General features: G+C 67.5%; 14 protein-coding genes. 11 read left to right on the top strand and 3 right to left on the bottom strand.

Going from position 1 to position 15,516, the window contains the following annotated elements:
* Positions 1-168: 168 nt before the first annotated feature.
* The 7 genes from OXU42_12760 to OXU42_12730 all read left to right on the top strand — a co-directional run bounded on the left by OXU42_12760 (position 169) and on the right by OXU42_12730 (position 7,695).
* Positions 169-1,497 carry a glycine/betaine/sarcosine/D-proline family reductase selenoprotein B gene (locus OXU42_12760; GenBank protein MDE0030259.1) on the top strand — a complete coding sequence of 443 codons (1,329 nt, stop codon included), beginning with the start codon at positions 169-171 and terminating at the stop codon, positions 1,495-1,497.
* A complete protein-coding gene (locus OXU42_12755) occupies positions 1,494-2,825 on the top strand; it encodes a hypothetical protein (GenBank protein MDE0030258.1) in 1,332 nt (443 codons plus the stop codon). Before OXU42_12760 ends, OXU42_12755 begins: the two co-directional genes overlap by 4 nt.
* Positions 2,826-2,833: 8 nt before the next feature.
* Entirely contained in the window at positions 2,834-3,286 is a 453-nt protein-coding gene (locus OXU42_12750) for a VOC family protein (protein ID MDE0030257.1), read from the top strand.
* A gap of 142 nt (positions 3,287-3,428) precedes the next feature.
* Positions 3,429-4,232 (top strand): VOC family protein, encoded by an 804-nt coding sequence (locus OXU42_12745; GenBank protein ID MDE0030256.1) that lies wholly within the window; start codon positions 3,429-3,431, stop codon positions 4,230-4,232.
* 20 nt (positions 4,233-4,252) lie between these two features.
* Entirely contained in the window at positions 4,253-5,308 is a 1,056-nt protein-coding gene (locus OXU42_12740) for a hypothetical protein (protein ID MDE0030255.1), read from the top strand.
* 112 nt (positions 5,309-5,420) lie between these two features.
* Entirely contained in the window at positions 5,421-7,388 is a 1,968-nt protein-coding gene (locus OXU42_12735; GenBank protein MDE0030254.1) for a tripartite tricarboxylate transporter permease, read from the top strand.
* A 124-nt stretch (positions 7,389-7,512) separates the two neighbouring features.
* On the top strand, positions 7,513-7,695 hold the full coding sequence (locus OXU42_12730; GenBank protein ID MDE0030253.1) for a hypothetical protein: 183 nt from the start codon (positions 7,513-7,515) through the stop codon (positions 7,693-7,695).
* Between the two features lie 32 nt (positions 7,696-7,727).
* Here the strand turns inward: OXU42_12730 and OXU42_12725 are convergent, their stop codons facing one another.
* The gene (locus OXU42_12725) at positions 7,728-8,807 is read right to left on the bottom strand and encodes an amidohydrolase family protein (protein ID MDE0030252.1); all 1,080 of its coding nucleotides are present in this window, start codon (positions 8,805-8,807) and stop codon (positions 7,728-7,730) included.
* Between the two features lie 232 nt (positions 8,808-9,039).
* Here OXU42_12725 and OXU42_12720 point away from each other — a divergent pair, with 232 nt between their 5' ends.
* From OXU42_12720 to lipA, 3 genes are all read left to right on the top strand, one after another.
* Positions 9,040-10,344, top strand: a complete 1,305-nt coding sequence (locus tag OXU42_12720) for a nucleoside permease nupX (GenBank protein MDE0030251.1) — start codon at positions 9,040-9,042, stop codon at positions 10,342-10,344.
* A gap of 80 nt (positions 10,345-10,424) precedes the next feature.
* Complete coding sequence (locus OXU42_12715) at positions 10,425-11,720, top strand: hypothetical protein (protein ID MDE0030250.1); 1,296 nt, start codon at positions 10,425-10,427, stop codon at positions 11,718-11,720.
* A gap of 216 nt (positions 11,721-11,936) precedes the next feature.
* Entirely contained in the window at positions 11,937-12,857 is a 921-nt protein-coding gene (lipA, locus tag OXU42_12710) for a lipoyl synthase (GenBank protein MDE0030249.1), read from the top strand.
* A gap of 44 nt (positions 12,858-12,901) precedes the next feature.
* Here lipA and OXU42_12705 read toward each other — a convergent pair whose 3' ends face one another.
* The gene (locus tag OXU42_12705; GenBank protein ID MDE0030248.1) at positions 12,902-13,330 is read right to left on the bottom strand and encodes a hypothetical protein; all 429 of its coding nucleotides are present in this window, start codon (positions 13,328-13,330) and stop codon (positions 12,902-12,904) included.
* 350 nt (positions 13,331-13,680) lie between these two features.
* On the opposite strand from OXU42_12705, the gene OXU42_12700 reads away from it, so the two are divergent.
* Positions 13,681-14,127 (top strand): hypothetical protein, encoded by a 447-nt coding sequence (locus OXU42_12700; GenBank protein MDE0030247.1) that lies wholly within the window; start codon positions 13,681-13,683, stop codon positions 14,125-14,127.
* Here OXU42_12700 and OXU42_12695 read toward each other — a convergent pair.
* Positions 14,124-15,275: a helix-turn-helix transcriptional regulator gene (locus OXU42_12695; GenBank protein ID MDE0030246.1), complete on the bottom strand. Its 1,152-nt coding sequence runs from the start codon at positions 15,273-15,275 to the stop codon at positions 14,124-14,126. The two genes, OXU42_12700 and OXU42_12695, sit on opposite strands and share 4 nt — an antisense overlap.
* Between the last annotated feature and the right edge of the window lie 241 nt (positions 15,276-15,516).

The raw sequence follows: 15,516 nt of genomic DNA, 5'->3' as shown, positions 1-15,516 counted from the left end.
AGCGAAGTCGAAGGGCGCCATCTTGCCCGGCGGCAACCATACGCAGGCGAACGAGACCTGTCAAAGCGCCCCAGGCGCACCCTTGCGCGGCGTACTCCTCTTCGCTACCGTGGGCCGTGAGACGCAGTCAGCAAACGGCACGGTGACGCAACGGCAAGGAGGCCCAACATGAAGCGCGTGGCACACGTCGTGAACCAGTTCTTCGCCGGCATCGGCGGGGAGGAGAAGGCGGACGTCCCCGCCGGAACCCTGGACGCCCTCGCCGGCCCGTCGCGCGGCCTGCAGCGGCTGCTGGAGGGCCAGGCGGAGGTGGCGCCCACCATCTACTTCGGCGACAACCATTTCCACGAAGAGCCCAAGGAGGCGCGGGCGGCGCTGCTGCGGGAGATCGTGGCGGCCGAGGCGGACGTGGTGGTGCTGGGGCCGGCGTTCAACGCCGGGCGCTACGGGCTGGCCTGCGTCGAGATCGGCCACATGGTCGCGGCCGAACTGGAGCGCGTGTGCGTGACCGCCATGCACGAGGACAACCCGGCGGTGGACGCGTACCGCGAGTACCACGACGCGCGGCTGTTCCTCTTCCCCACCACGGAGACCGCGGCGGGCATGAGCAAGGCGCTGGAAGAACTCGCCCGCTTCGTTCTCAGGCGGCTCCAGGATGAACCCGTGGGCGCGGCCGAGGACGAGGGCTACCTGCCGCGGGGCATCCGCTTCCAGGAGCGCAGCGGCCGGACCGGCGCGGACCGGGCTCTGGACATGCTGCTGGACAAGATCGAGGGCAAACCCTTCGCCACCGAAATTCCCATGCAGACCTGGGACCGGGTGGCGCCGGCCGCCGCGGTCAAGGACGTGGGCAGGGCCAAGATCGCCCTGGTCACCACCAGCGGCGTGGTGCCGTGGGGCAACCCGGACGGCTTCAAGACCTTCCGCAATACGTTCTGGCGCAAGTATCCGGTGGCGGAATTGAAGACCATGGAGCCGGGCATGTGGGAAGCGGTCCACGGCGGCTACAACGTGGCCAACATGAACGCCAACCCGCTCTACGGCGTTCCCCTGGACGCCCTGCGGGAGCTTCAGCAGGAAGGGAAGTACGAGGATCTCTACCCCGCCTACTACGTCATACCCGGCAACCAGGGCTCGCCCGCGGCCATGAAGCGGGTGGGCGAGGAGATCGCCGCGGAGCTCAAGGCCAACAGCGTGGACGCCGCGCTGTTGGTGAGCACGTGAGGGACCTGCAGTCGCAGCGGAGCTGTGATCAGCAAGGAATTGGACCGTGCCGGAGTTCCCGTGTCGATGATCAGCGCCATGTTCCCGCTGGCGGAACAGGTGGGCGCCAGCCGCATCGTCAAGGGCGTGAAGATCCCCCATCCGTGCGGCGACCCGAGCCTGCCGCCGGAGGTCGACGAGAAGCTGCGCAAGTCCATCGTCGAGACCGCTCTCAAGGCCCTCGAGGAAGAGGTGGAGGAGAGCACCGTGTTCACGCCGGACGCGGCGTCATGAGCGCTGGCAACGCCCGGCACGCGAGGCTGCTGGAGCTGGCGGAGTTCCCGGTGCGGGAGCTTCGCTTCGGCGGCACGCTGCAATACGCCGGCGGCGCGCTGGAGGTGGCGGAAGCCGAGCTGGTGGAGCTGGCGTCGCGGGATCCCCGTATCCTCGAGGCCGGGCTCGACATCGTCCGCCCGGGCGAGCGGGTGCGGGTCACCGGCATCCGCGACGTGGTGGAGCCCAGGGTGAAGGTGGGCGGCGACACGCAGGTGTTCCCCGGCATCACCAGTCCCGTGGCGCCCGTGGGCCGAGGCCGCACCCACCGTCTCACGGGCATGACCCTCATCACCACCGCCGCCTACGAGGGAACCATCCGCACCGGCACCACCGCGCAGCGGAGCGCCATCCTGGACATGTGGGGGCCGGGGGCCGACCTGTCGGGCTTCAGCCGCGTTCCGAGCCTGGTGCTGAACCTGCGGCTGCCGTCGGACCTGATCGAGGCCGAGGCGCACCAGGTGATCCAGGCCGCCGAGTACCGCGTTGCGCAGAGGCTGGCCGAGACCACGGCCGCGGCCGAACCCGCCAACGTCGAAACGTTCGGCGCCGCGCACGGCAACGCGGATCTGCCCAAGGCCGTGGTGATCGTGGGCTGCATCACCGAGTCGGAACACCTGCCCACCGGCCTGGGATACTACGGGCTGCCGGTGCGCGAGTCCCTGGCCACCGTGGTGCACCCCAACGAGCTGATGGACGGCGCGGTCACCGGCAACACCCTCAAGACCATCGCCTACTACCCCACCACCTGGGACTGGCAAAACCAGCCGCTGGCCATGCGCCTTTCCCGGGAGCACGGCAAGCGGGTCGATTTCGCTGGCGTCATCCTGCAGCGCATCCGTTTCGAGGTCTTCCGGGAGAAGGAAGTCGCGGCGCACAACGCGTCGCAAGTGGCGCGAGCGCTGGGGGCGGACGCTGCCCTCATCACTTGGCTCGGCTCGGGCAACGCATTCCTGGAGGTGATGCTGACGGTGCGCGCATGCGAGGAGAAGGGCATCAGGACGGTGCTGGTCACGTACGAGTACGGCGGACAGGAGGGCATCGACTCGCCGCTGCTGTTCTACGACACCCACGCCGACGCGGTGGTGAGCACCGGCAGCCGCGACCGCATCCTGGAGCTTCCGCCCGCCGACCGGGTGGCCGGCGCCTACCGGGAACTCCAGGTGCTCAACTACCCCGGCGCCCCCGTGGTTTCGGCCCTGGACGCCATCACGCTGGACGCCACCGACGCGATCATCGGCGGCACCGACCTGTGGGGCGCCCGCGACTGGACGTGCCGGGCGCACTGAGAGTTGCCATGCCCGTTGAAGTCATCTGCATCGACCATATCTTCATTCCCGTCCGGGACCTCGCCGTGGCGGAGGCGTTCTACGACACGGTGATGCCGATCCTGGGTTTCCGCAAGGGCAGGGCTTCCGACAAGGTGTCGCCACGGGCGCGCTACGACAACCGGCACCTCACCTACTGGATCGTCGCGCGCGAGGACGCCTCAGTGGAGCCGGGCTCGGCCACGGCGGCGCCCTCGCACCTCTGCTTCCGCGTGGCTGACGAAGAAGCCGTGGACAGGGGCTGCCGTGAGCTTCGCGCAGCCGGCATCGAGGCCACCGAACCGCAGGCCTACACGCAGTACTCCCCCGACTACTACGCGACCTTCTTCTCCGACCCCGACGGCCTGCTGCTGGAGGTGATCAACTTCAACTCGCGCAGGCGGCGGCGCATGTTCGATTGGGACGCGGCAGCCGGGTCGTGAATCGGGCCGTTGCGTTGGCGGCCTTTTGGGACGTATTCGCGGCTTCCGCCTCGCCCTTGCTTGCGCGGGAGCTTTAGTGCATTGTCGCATTCGTGCTTGAGCAGGACGCGAAGAGAGCAATTTCGGCAAAGGGAGGGACGACATGGCGACGAGGATCAAGCATCTGGCCATCGTAAGCGAGAACTACGCCATCGAGGAGAAGTTCTACCAGGCGGTGTTCGGCATGAAGACCGCCGAGCGCGCGCGCATCGAGAGCGCCTCGGTGGTGAGCGACGGCTACGTGGGCATCAACATCAACCCGCGCCGGCCCGGTCGCCAGGGGGGGTTCGACCACTTCGGCTTCGAGGTGGACGACGTCGAGGGCGTGGCCGCGCGCATGGCCGAGAAGTACCCGGAGGTGCATATCCTCAAGCGTCCGGGCAACCGCCCGTTCGCCGGCTTGAGCACCCACGATCCGGCGGGCAACGTGTTCGACCTCTCCCAGGAAGGGATGGAGAACCGCCGGGACGTGTACGTGGACGGGGACCGCGAGGCCGACCGCTACGTGAAGCACTTCGTCCTGCGGGCGGTGGAGCCCGAGCGCGTGGCGCAGTTCTACCGCGAGGTGTTCGACCTGCTGGAGACGGAGAAGCCCGCGGACGATCCCAACTGCTACCTGACCGACGGCCGGGTGACCCTGATCATCTCGCCGTGGAAGATCTCCGACTACGCGGGCACGGGCATCGAGCGGCCGGCGCTGGACCACATCGGCTTCAAGGTGGAGAGCGTGCAGGCGGTGAAGGACCGGCTCGAGGAGCTGTCCAAGCGCAACCCCTACCTGAGCCCCGGTCCGGTGGGCGCGGGGCCGGAGGCGGAGGCGCGGCTCGAGCTGTTCGCCAAGTGCAAGTTCGGCGAATACCAGCTCGCCGACCCGGACGGCGTGATGATCGATATCAGCGAGCACTGACCCAAGAAAGGAGGTGCGAGATGGCACGCATTCTTTCAGGCGCGATTCTGGCCTGCGCTCTGTGGGCCGTGGCGGCGGCGCCGGCCCTGGCCGACGTATCCTTCGAAGGGAAGACCATCAAGGTGATCGTCGCCTCCAACGCCGGAGGCGGCACCGACCTTTCCGGGCGGCTCATCAACCGTTTCATGCAGAAGTACCTGCCCGGCAACCCGCGCTTCGTCTACCAGTACATGGGGGCGGGCGGCGGCAAGATCAAGGCGGCGAACTACCTGGCCAACCGCATCAAGCCGGACGGCATGACTTTCATGCAGACGGACTCGAGCCCGATTCAGCCCCACGTGCTCCGGCGGAAGGTGATCAAGTACGACCCGCGCAAGTTCATCGCCATCGGCGGCATTCACCGCGGCGGCAGCGTGCTGTTCATCCGCAAGGACGCCCACAAGCGGCTGACGGACAAGAAAGCGGCCAAGGTCAACGTCGGCGGCATCAGCGGCGCGCGCGCATGGCAGGCCATGAACGTGTGGGGCGCGGAGTTCCTGGGCTGGAACCTCAAGTGGATCGTCGGCTATCCCGGCACGGGTGCGCTGGTCAAGGCCATCAGCCAGGGAGAGATCGACGTCCTGGGGACGCAGAACGCCTACATCATCAACGAGTTGAAGGAGGCCGGCGTCATCAACCTCATCGCCCAGGAGGGCGTCCGCAATGTTGACGGGTACTCGCCGCGCTCGTCGTTCAAGGATGTACCCATCTTCCCCGAACTCATGGCCGAAAAGAAAATCGGCAAGCTGGCCACGGCAGGGTACGAGTCGTGGATGGGCCCGTCGACCATTGACAAGTGGCAGGCGCTGCCCCCGAAGACCCCGGCGGAATATGTCAAGGTCTACCGCGCAGCCTTCCAGAAGGCCGTCCATGACCCCGAGTTCCTCAAGCTCGCGCGCAAGCAGTTCAGCCTCGACCTCACTTCCGTCACCGGGGAGTCGCTGAACAAGCGCATCCCGCAGATCGTCGACGTCCCCAAGGAAGTCCTCCAATACGCGTCGAAGCTGCGCAAGAAGTACGACGTCCCAGAGCGTTGATCGGGAACTCCTCCCTGACGGGCCCCCAAAGGGCTCCTTCAGGTTCCGGCAGCCTGCCGCGCCGCCCTGACCATGGGCGCCGGCGGGCCGCCGGGTCAAAGCCGATAACGACATGATCGAGGCCGCTTATCAGGGCCTCTTGGGGATCCTGGAGCCCCAGGCCATGCTGCTGATGGTGGGAGGCGTGCTCCTCAGCAGCGTGTTCGCGGCGCTCCCGGGGGTGGGCGTGCTGCTCATCCTCACCGTGGTCCTCCCCTTCAGCCTGACCATGAGCCCCTACCACGCCATCGCCTTCCTGCTGGGCATCGGCGCGGTATCCAACACGGCCAACACCTTCCCCTCTGTGCTCATCGCCGTGCCCGGCAGCGCGGGCTCCCAGGCCACCATCCTGGACGGTTACCCCATGGCCCGCAAGGGCGAAGCCAAGCGCGCCTTCGGCGCCGCCTTCATGGCGTCGGCGGTGGGCGGCGTGTTGGGCGCCATCGTGCTTGTGGCGTCGCTGCCGATCCTGCGCCCGCTGGTGTTGAGCTTCGGCTCGCCGGAGTTCTTCGTGCTGGTGGTCTGGGGCCTCAGCGCCATCGGCGTCCTCAGCGGCAAGGCGCCGCTCAAGGGGCTCCTGGCCGCCATCCTCGGCCTGCTCATCGCCACGGTGGGGGTGGACGAGAAGACCGCCATCGAACGGTTCTCCCTGGACACCGCCTACCTGTGGGAAGGGGTCAACGTCATCCTCATCGGGCTGGGCCTCTTCGCCGTGCCCGAGCTCATCGACCTGGCGGTGCGACGCACCAGCATCTCGGAGACCGAGGACCTCGGCAGCGGCCTCGTGGAAGGCATCAAGGACGTGTTCCGGCACTGGTGGATGGTGGTACGGTGCAGCGCCATCGGCGTATGGGTGGGCGTCCTGCCGGGCCTCGGCAGCAGCGTCGCCGACTGGTTCGCCTATGCCCACGCGGTGCAGACCGAGAAGCAGAGCGAGCGCTTCGGCACCGGCGACGTGCGCGGCGTCATCGCGCCGGAAAGCTCCAACAACGCCAAGGAAGGCGGCGCGCTCATCCCCACCATCGCCTTCGGCATCCCGGGCAGCACGTCCCTGGCCATCATGCTGGCGGCCTTTGTCTCCGTCGGCATCCATCCCGGCAGCCGCATGCTCACCGACCAACTTCACCTGACCCTGGCCATGGTGTGGGTGCTGGTGATCTCCAACCTCATGGCCACCAGCCTGGCCATGGGCTTCGCCGGCACCTTCGCCCGGCTCTCGCTCCAGCCCTTCTACGTCATCGTGCCGGTGACCCTGGTGCTGTGCGCCTCGGCCTCGTTCGCCGCCAGCTACGCCCACGAAGACCTGTACGCGTTCCTGGTCTTCTCGGCCGTCGGCTACCTGATGAAGCTCTTCGACTGGCCCCGTCCTCCGGTGCTCGTGGCCGCGGTGCTGGGGTTCCAGATGGAGACCTACCTCTGGCTCTCCATCGCCCGCTACGACTTCGCCTGGCTGCTGCGCCCCTCGGTGATGTTGCTGCTGGCGCTGGTGGTCTTCACTCTCATGCTGCCGGTTATCCGCAAGCGGCGCGAGGCCAAGCGCGGCGACGCCCCGGCCGCGCCGCCGGACGACCCCCGGCTGCGCGCCGGCAACATCCTGTACACGCTGGGCTTCATCGCGCTGCTGGCGTGGGGGGCGAGCGTCGCGCAAGAGTGGCCGCTGCGGAGCGCGCTCATCATCTACTCCCTGGCGGGGGTGGGCATTCCCCTAGCGCTGCTCCAGGTCACGCTGGACATCCTGCGTATCCGGAAGCACCTTGGCGGATCCGCGGCCGAGGCCGCGACCGACAGCGGCCTGCCCGACGTGCTGCGCCGCACCGGAGAGGTAATCCTCTGGATCGCCGCGCTGGTGGGAGGCATCCTCCTGATCGGCTTCCACGTGACGCTGCCGCTCTTCACCGCCGGCTACGCCTTCGCCTACGGCGCCCGCTGGCGCACGGCCCTGCTGCTGGGCGCGTTGGCCGAAGGCTACCTCTATCTGGTATTCGATGAGTTGTTGCACGTGCTGTGGCCCGAGCCTCTGCTGATCTCGAGTTGGAGTTGAGGGGCGCAACACGCCAATCGATCGAAAAGCTGGACAGGGAATCTCAGCCCCAATGGCCAGAGCCAACAGGAAACGACCGCGGACGCGCAAGAGGAAACCTCAGGGATGGCGCGGATGGCTCCTGTTGCCGGTAATCATACTAGCGGTGATGCTCGGCTGGCTCTACCGGCACGAAATCGTGAGCCTCGTGGCCTTCCGGTTCGACGGGATCGACTTTTCACGCCGACCGGGAGAGAATGCCCAGGGTGGCGGCCGGATAACGGAGGGGGAACGGAAGGAGCTGGAGAAGATTCTCCGGGATCAGTGAACCCGGGAATCTCCTCCCGCGCCTCGTCGACGTTACAGTCCCGCCGGCAGGTTGTAGAAACGTTCCGCGTTGCGCGACAGCACCGCGGCCTTGTCATCGTCGGTCAGCTCATCGCTCTCGATCACCTCGCCCAGCTCTTCCTTGCAGAACTCGTTGTTGACCTCGTGAGGGAAATCCGACGAGTAGACCCACGGCTTGTTGCCCACCGTGCGGATGGCGTGCGCCAGGTCGGGCTCGTGGCCCTCGCAGCCCACGAAGATCCGGCCTTCCTCGATGTGCCGTTTCACGTAATCGCTCACCGCCTCGCCGCCCCGGAGCTGCAGGAACTCGCTCCGGGGATCGTGCTGGATGTGGGTCTCGTAGGAACGGTCGAAGCGCTCCAGGCACATCAGCAGCCAAGCCACGCCGCCTTCCAGGAAGCCGATGCGCACGTTGGGGTAGCGGTCGAAGATGCCGTTGAAGACGATGCCGCCCATGGAGATCATCTGCCCGAAGGGATGGCCGAGGGCGTGCACCGGGGCGTAGGGATGCAGGTCGTCCATGCCCAGGTTCTCGTGCGCCCCGCCGTGGATGCCGATGCAGCAGCCCAGCCTGTCCGCCTCCTCGTAGATGGGCCAGTAGTACTTGTGGCCCAGGTGCAACTGGATTCCCGTGGACGGCAGCATGGCGCCGCACATTCCCAGTTCCTCCACCGCGCGGCGCAGCTCCTTCACCGCCTCCGCGGGCTCTTGCAGCGGAATCAGCGCCACCGCCTGGAAGCGCGGGCTCTTCTTCACGTAGTTCTCGGCGATCCAGTCATTGTAGGCGCGCGCCAGGTCGATGGCCCAGTCCTGGCTGATCACCTTGCCGTAGGACAGGCCCACGGTGGGATAGAGCACCGTCCGGTCGATGCCCACGTCTTCCAGGAATTCCACCCAGCCGTCGTAACCCACCTGTTGGAACGAGCCCTCCGGGAGCTTGTGGGCGTTGGCCGAGTGCAGGTGATCCAGCGGCGGGAACGGATTGGACCAGCGCATCTGCTGCTGCACCGCTTCCGGGAAGCGGCTGGTGATGGCCTCCATGTCCTCCACCACGTGCCCGTCGCCGTCGATGATCTGATACTTGTTCGCCATGGGAACCTCCTGGTCGGCCCTGTTGTAAGGTTGTGCGTGAGGAGCGCGGCGCCGACTCGCTGATTCGTGTCGCGCCGGATGTTTCGGGTATTAACCCGCTCCACGGGAGATTGTCAAGAAACGTCGCGCGAAAGTAGCCACCAAACTGAACCACTACCCGTGTGAATCGCAGCTTGCGTCGCGCGGACCGAATCTTGCGCGCCCGATCACGTCGCGCTAAACGGTGGAACCCATGAGCTGGCTCAACCTGGGTTCCCTCGGAGGCCTCATCGCCTTGGCCTTTCTGGCCTGGGCCGCGGGCGGCTTCCGGCGGCCCGTCCCCTGGCGCACGGTGCTCACGGCCGGCGGCCTGATGCTGGTGCTGGGGGCGGTGGTCTTCTGGATCCCGTGGACCCGCACGGCCCTCATATGGATCAACGACGCCGTCATCACGATCCTGCGGGCGGGCAACGAGGGCGCGCGTTTCCTCTTCGGCCCGCTGGCGCTCAACCCGGGCGAGACCACCGCGGGCGGGTCGCCGTCCATCGGCTTCATCCTGGCGGCGCAGGTGTTCCCGGCGGTGGTGTTCTTCGCCTCGCTCATGGCCGCGCTCTACCATCTGCGCATCCTGCAACCGGTGGTGAAGCTCTTCGCGGTCCTGTTTCACCGCACCATGGGGCTCTCCGGGGCCGAGTCCCTGGCGGGCTCCTCCAACATCTTCATCGGCGTGGAGTCGGCCATGACCGTGCGGCCGTATCTCGACCGCATGACGCGCTCCGAGCTGCTCACGCTCATCACCTGCGGCATGGCCACGGTGGCGTCCACCACCCTGGCGCTCTACGTGCTGTTTCTGAAGGACAGCTTTCCGCTCATCGCCGGCCACCTCGTCTCGGCCTCGGTCATGTCCATACCGGCCGCGGCGTTGGTGTCCAAGCTGATCCTGCCGGAAACCGAGACTCCGGACACCCTGGGTGGGGTGCCGCCCATGGCCGAGAGCGGACGCAAGCAGAACACCATGGCGGCGCTGATGGACGGTTCCTGGGAAGGGCTCAAGCTTGCGGCGGGCATCGGCACCCTGCTCGTGGCCATCCTGGGCTTCGTCGCCCTCATCGACTACGGCCTGCTCAAGCTCACCGCGCCGTTGAGCGATGCTCTCGCCGGACCCGTGGACCTGCGGCGCCTCCTGGGCTGGATCTTCACGCCCCTGGCGTGGCTCCTGGGTCTTGCGGAGACCGATCTCACGGCCGCCGGCCGCCTGCTCGGAGGGCGCGCCATCCTCACCGAGGTCGTCGCCTACCAGGAGCTGGGCAGGCTCGCGGCCGACGGCGCGATCTCGCCGCGCGGTATCCTGGTCCTGTCCTACACGCTGTGCGGCTTCGCCCACGTCGCCTCGATGGGCATCTTCATCGGCGGCATCGGCGCCCTCGCCCCGGCGCGCCGCGGCGACCTGTCCGCGCTGGGACTCCGCGCCCTCGTAGGCGCCACCCTCGCGACCCTCATGACCGGCGCGGTCGCGGGCTTCTACTACTACGGGCAGCAAGGGTTGCTGGGCATGTGAGCCCCTGCGTCCCGAAGATGGCGCCCTTCGACTTCGCTTTGCTACGCTCAGGGCGAACGGATTGTGATTGGAGGTAACGAATGAATGCTGGCAACGGCGCGTGGGCGCCCCCGGACACCATCCCCCGTCCCGAGGTGGTCAAGCTCTCCCGCGAAACCCTCGACCTGCCCGACATCCCGGTGGGGAACCGCGAGGACATCTTCCGCATCCGCGCCCTGGAGATGGACTGGGACATCGGCACGATGACCTACGCGCCGGAAGACCCAGCGCGCATCCCCAAGGCCCCGGACGGCAGGCGCGCCGGCATCTTCCTGCTGCACGGCGGCACCTCGGACTTCAAGTCGCTGGAGCCCGTGGCGCGCATGCTGGCCACGAAGTTCGGCTTCAAGGTCACGCTCATGACCTTTCCCGGGCGCCTCTACCTGCCGGACCCCTCCAGGGACTGGCCGGGCGATACGCTCGAGCCCGACGGCAGCGGCCGGACGCCCTTGTGGACCAAGGAAACGCGCATCACGCGCGACCAGTACGAAGTGGCGCGCGATGAGGCCCGGCGCGAGAGCTACGGCACCGTCATTTCGCTGGTGGCGCGGGAGGGCACCGAGTTCTATCACCGCATGGCCGCGTGGCCCGTGGCCTTCGAGGAAGCATTGCGGGAGAGCTGCCGGCGCGAGTTCGACCCGTCCGAGTACGCCCTCTACGTCCACGGCCACTCAACCGGCGGACCGTTCGCCATGATCACGGCCCAACGCGTCTCCAATGTCGAGGGCGTGCTCGGCTACGGCTCCTCCACGTTCGCCTACATCTACACGGCCACCACCGGCGACCGCTGGGAGTTCCCTTTCAACCACCTGCGCCTGCGCACCTGGCGCGACACGGCGCGCTACCTCTACGAAGGGCTCAAGGACAAGGGCTACGGCCTGCCCATGCTGATGGAGCTCACCATGGAGAAGTGGGAGGTGTCGAAGAAGCGCACCAACTTCAAGGCCGAGGACTTCGTCCACAAGAACGGCGCCGGCGCCCTCGACCAAGCCGCCCGCGTCACCGCCCGGCGCCTGAAGATGAGCGGCGCGGACGAGGAACGGCTCGTGGCCCGCTATCTCGGCTACCTGCGGGAGCTGTCCGGTCCCGGCGCCAAGCCCGTCCCTCCCATGCTCTCGCTGCACGGCCTGGACGACGACACGGTCACCCTGCGGCGCTGCTGCGACGCGCAGCCGCTCTACGCCGCCATGGACCCGGCGCCCAAGGTGGCCTGCGTCTCCCTGGGCGCCGGGATCCATACCTGGGGCCTCACCTACGACGACCTCCCGCGCGGCATCATCCCCCCGGTGTGCCGGCTGTGGCACGACGCCATCGTGGAGGGGTTCTTCACGCGCTGAAGGCCCGAAACAGGCTGCGTCAAGGCCCGGCCCAACCACGAAACAGCACCTAACTCCCCTTTCCGTGATTCCCGCGAAAGCGGGAATCCAGGGGTGGTGGCGGGGCACTATAGCGGCGTTTCCGGCCTCCCCCGGCCTGGATTCCCGCTTCCGCGGGAATGACGTGTCCGAAGTACGGTGGTCATTTCGCGGTTCGTGGGTTAGGCTGGAAACACGATGATCGACACGCTTGCACAGACGGCGCGCAAGCCGCCGTGGCTCAAGGTGCGGCTGCCCGCCGGTCCCGACTACAACCGCCTCAAGGACAACTTCCGCGGGCTCAAGCTGCACACCGTGTGCGAGGAGGCGCGCTGTCCCAATCTGGCCGAGTGCTGGCGCGCGGGAACGGCCACCATCATGATCCTCGGTGACGTGTGCACGCGCGGGTGCCGGTTCTGTGCGGTAAAGACCGCCAAGGCGGGCACGCCCGTGGATCCGGACGAGCCCAGGCGGGTGGCCGAGGCATTGGCGCGCATGGACCTGCGCTACGTGGTCCTCACCTCCGTGGACCGGGACGACCTGGAAGACGGCGGCGCCGGGGCCTTCGCCGACACCATCCACGAGACCCGGCGCCGTTGCCCGGAGCTGATCATCGAAGCACTGATCCCGGATTTTCGCGGCGACATCCGCGCCCTCGGGAAGGTCGTGGACGTCGCGCCCCAGGTCATCGGACAGAACATCGAGACCGTCCGCCGCCTTACGCGCTATGCGCGCGACCGGCGCTGCGGCTACGAGCAAACCCTGGACGTGCTCACGAACGTCAAGGCACTGAACCCGCGCATCTACACCAAGAGCGCCATCCTGCTCGGCATGGGCGAGACCCGCGCCGAGGTCCTCGCCACCATGCACGACCTGCGCGCCCGCAACGTAGACATCCTCACCCTCGGCCAGTACCTCCGGCCCACACGGAAGCACCTCCCCGTAGCGGAGTTCGTGCACCCGGACCGTTTCCGGGACTACGAAGAGCAGGCGGTGGCGCTTGGGTTCCGCTACGTCGCTGCCGGCCCCATGGTGCGCAGCTCCTACAAAGCCGCAGAGTTCTTCGTGGAGAGAATGCTCGCCTCCGTGCCCAAGGAACAGAACGATACCGAGACTTAGCGGACAGGCGGTCGCAATGAAGACGCGACCCGCTCGGCCGAGAGCTACCAGCGGAACGATGCGCGGAGCAGGGCAGCGACGGCCGGCTCGGTGTCTCCGTCCGCACGGCCGTGGCGAGCCTCGAGGGCGAGGGCGAACGCCGGCTGGGCGGTCCACCGTGTGCCGATGCGGTAGGTGCGTGCGGCACCGTTGCCGGCCATGGAGAAGCCCGCGTAGGGCGTGAGCACGCCGGCGCCCGCGGGCGGGCGCAGGCCGTAGCCGAGTTCCGCCTTGAGCCCGGCCTTCGCCGCGAACGCTTCGTCCGGCGCGAGACCCGGGGCGGGAGCCGCGGTCCACAACCGCTCCGCGCCGCCCGGGGCCGCGCCCCACTCTTCGTAGGTGCCGTCCGAGTGCGTGAGCAGCCCGCGCACGCGGCCCTCCACCGTGAGCCCCCGGGCCGAGGCAACGTAGCGCAGCCCGAAGCCCGCCTCCACCCAGCCGGCGTTCGCCCTCGCCCTCGAGGCTCGCCACGGCCGTGCGGACGGAGACACCGAGCCGGCCGCCGCATTCCGTACCGCGTCCGGTCAAGGGGGCTGGAGGCGCTCAGCGGAAAGAGACGGCAAGAAATGCGCTAGTCTCCCCAATATGGGTGAAGCGCGAAGGCGCGCAATCGGCTTTATCTTCCGTATCAACGTCTCCGGAGGCGGCTCCGGCGCGAACCGTACAGACAAGGGAGACATGTGATCAAGAGGGACAAGATACGATTGTCGCCGTCGGTCGTCAGGGGAGGTAGCGGCGTTTCGCGCCGAGCCTGCGGCAATAGCGGGGGGTTGGGGCAACAGCTATGCTCGGCGACTGGATCTCGGGCCACGCGGTGACGCTGTTCGACCCGGAACAGAGTTTCGGGAAGGGCACGAATACCGATCTCGAACGCAACCAGGTCCAGGTCCGGCGGGCCTATGTCCTGTTCGGCAACCTTGACCGGACGCCCTTCTTTGCCAGCATCGGCAAGATGGCGGTTCCGTTCGGTCTGACCGACACCGTCAACCCCTTCACCGCGTCTACCGTCTGGCACGCGTTCGGCGCACCCCGCGCGAGGCCGGCCCGGTGCCGGTCACGCCGCGTCGCGTCCCTTCCGGTCCGCTCATCGCCACCTGTCCTGGCACGTCGGCGCTCACCAGTGCGCCGTGACCCGGAACCCAGCCGTGTACTCGACCGGCGCGATGGTCACGACGGGGAGCGGGAATCTCGCGCTTACCGTGACCTTCTGGCCCTCGATCCAGACGGTTAACGTCCGGCCTTGGGAGCGCGGGCCAGAAGGCCCACCAGGCGCACCAGCTCCGCCTGCCGGGAGAGCCCGTGCTTGGCGAAAATGTGCTTCACGTGGGAGCGGATAGTGCTCTCCTTGCGGCCCGTGGTCTTCGCGATGTCGCGCACGCTCATGCCTTGGGCGAGCAGTATCGCGACCCGGCTTTCCATCCCGGTGAGACCGAGGGCCGCCGCAACCAAGGCGGGGTCGAAGGCGGTCCCGCTCACCGGGTCCACGACCAGCACCAGCGCCCCCACCGGCGCGAACGGAAAGTCCGTCTTCTGCCATTCCACCGGATGCACATGCAGCACCAGCGGGAGCAGCGTATCCGCGCGTGTCACGACCGTCGACCCGCCGGCGCCTCGAACTCCGAATTGCGGCAACGCGCGGTTCAGGAGCCTCTGGAGACCGTCGTTGTCCCGCGGCAAGCGGGCGCACAGCAACCCGTCCCTGTCGAGCACGCCGTTGCCGGTCCGCAGCAGATCCCGGGCATGGTCGTTCACCGCCACGATCCGCCCGCGCCCGTCGAGTTGCATGATGCCCAGCCCGGAGACCTCGAGCAGGTCCGTGAGCGGCTCCCCCAGGACATCGGCGCCGGCGAGAGTCTGCTGCACGCGCAAAAAGTGACGGATGTGCGGAAGGAGACCTCGAATACGGTCGAGTTGCCCTGACGACCAGCCGTCCCCGTCCACCGGGTCGCTGACTTGCCATAGGATGCGCAAGCGGTGGGACCCTCGGAGCCGCACTTCGATGGCATCCCCGGCATGGCCGTGGGTCCGGTGCGCGTTGTACGCCTCGGAGGTCTTCAGCTCCTGCTCGGTGTAGAAGTCGGTGATGCGGAACAACCGGTTGAAGGGCGCGCGCAACACGCGGGGTACTTGTTCGTCCAGGGGATAATAGGTCTCCAAGTAGAGACGCTCCACTTCCGGGTGCCGTTCTCCACGGAAGTAGGTCTGAAACAGATGGAACCGGATGTCCTCTACCGACTCGCCCTCGGCACACACCAAGCTGCTGCCGTGCGTGCCCAAGGCTTCGTCGATCAGCAAGGACGCGCCCGGCCAGCGGGCAGGGTCGAGCGCCGCCTCGTGCAGCGAAGCGAGGATGCGCTCGAAGGTCCCCTCTTCGTTCATGACCGCGCCGTTCCGGGCCGACTTTCCGTGGACCCGATTCCCATTGTTTCCAGCACCAGGAGCCTACACCGAACAACCAACCTCGCGATCGATTCGGAAACGACTCGCCGACAGGTTCTTGGAACGTAAGCCGATTTCGCGGCCTCGCGCTTCCCCAAAATTGGGGAGGATTGGCACTTTACTGCCGCGTCTTGGGCGGACCAAGTCCATGTGGCAAGGGCTTCGTCGGTCCGGGCGTAGG

It is taken from the genome of Deltaproteobacteria bacterium (genome assembly GCA_028818775.1).
Lineage (GTDB): Bacteria > Desulfobacterota > Binatia > UBA9968 > JAJDTQ01 > JAJDTQ01.
The sequence above is the reverse complement of the archived record's forward strand: the minus strand, read 5'-3'. Positions and strand labels throughout refer to the sequence as shown.

Coding starts and splice junctions, on each gene's coding strand:
- OXU42_12740 (MDE0030255.1), top strand. CDS start 4,253: ATGGCACGCATTCTTTCAGGCGCGATTCTGGCCTGCGCTCTGTGGGCC.
- OXU42_12715 (MDE0030250.1), top strand. CDS start 10,425: ATGAATGCTGGCAACGGCGCGTGGGCGCCCCCGGACACCATCCCCCGT.
- OXU42_12700 (MDE0030247.1), top strand. CDS start 13,681: ATGCTCGGCGACTGGATCTCGGGCCACGCGGTGACGCTGTTCGACCCG.
- lipA (MDE0030249.1), top strand. CDS start 11,937: ATGATCGACACGCTTGCACAGACGGCGCGCAAGCCGCCGTGGCTCAAG.
- OXU42_12720 (MDE0030251.1), top strand. CDS start 9,040: ATGAGCTGGCTCAACCTGGGTTCCCTCGGAGGCCTCATCGCCTTGGCC.
- OXU42_12735 (MDE0030254.1), top strand. CDS start 5,421: ATGATCGAGGCCGCTTATCAGGGCCTCTTGGGGATCCTGGAGCCCCAG.
- OXU42_12725 (MDE0030252.1), bottom strand. CDS start 8,807: ATGGCGAACAAGTATCAGATCATCGACGGCGACGGGCACGTGGTGGAG.
- OXU42_12750 (MDE0030257.1), top strand. CDS start 2,834: ATGCCCGTTGAAGTCATCTGCATCGACCATATCTTCATTCCCGTCCGG.
- OXU42_12755 (MDE0030258.1), top strand. CDS start 1,494: ATGAGCGCTGGCAACGCCCGGCACGCGAGGCTGCTGGAGCTGGCGGAG.
- OXU42_12745 (MDE0030256.1), top strand. CDS start 3,429: ATGGCGACGAGGATCAAGCATCTGGCCATCGTAAGCGAGAACTACGCC.
- OXU42_12695 (MDE0030246.1), bottom strand. CDS start 15,275: ATGAACGAAGAGGGGACCTTCGAGCGCATCCTCGCTTCGCTGCACGAG.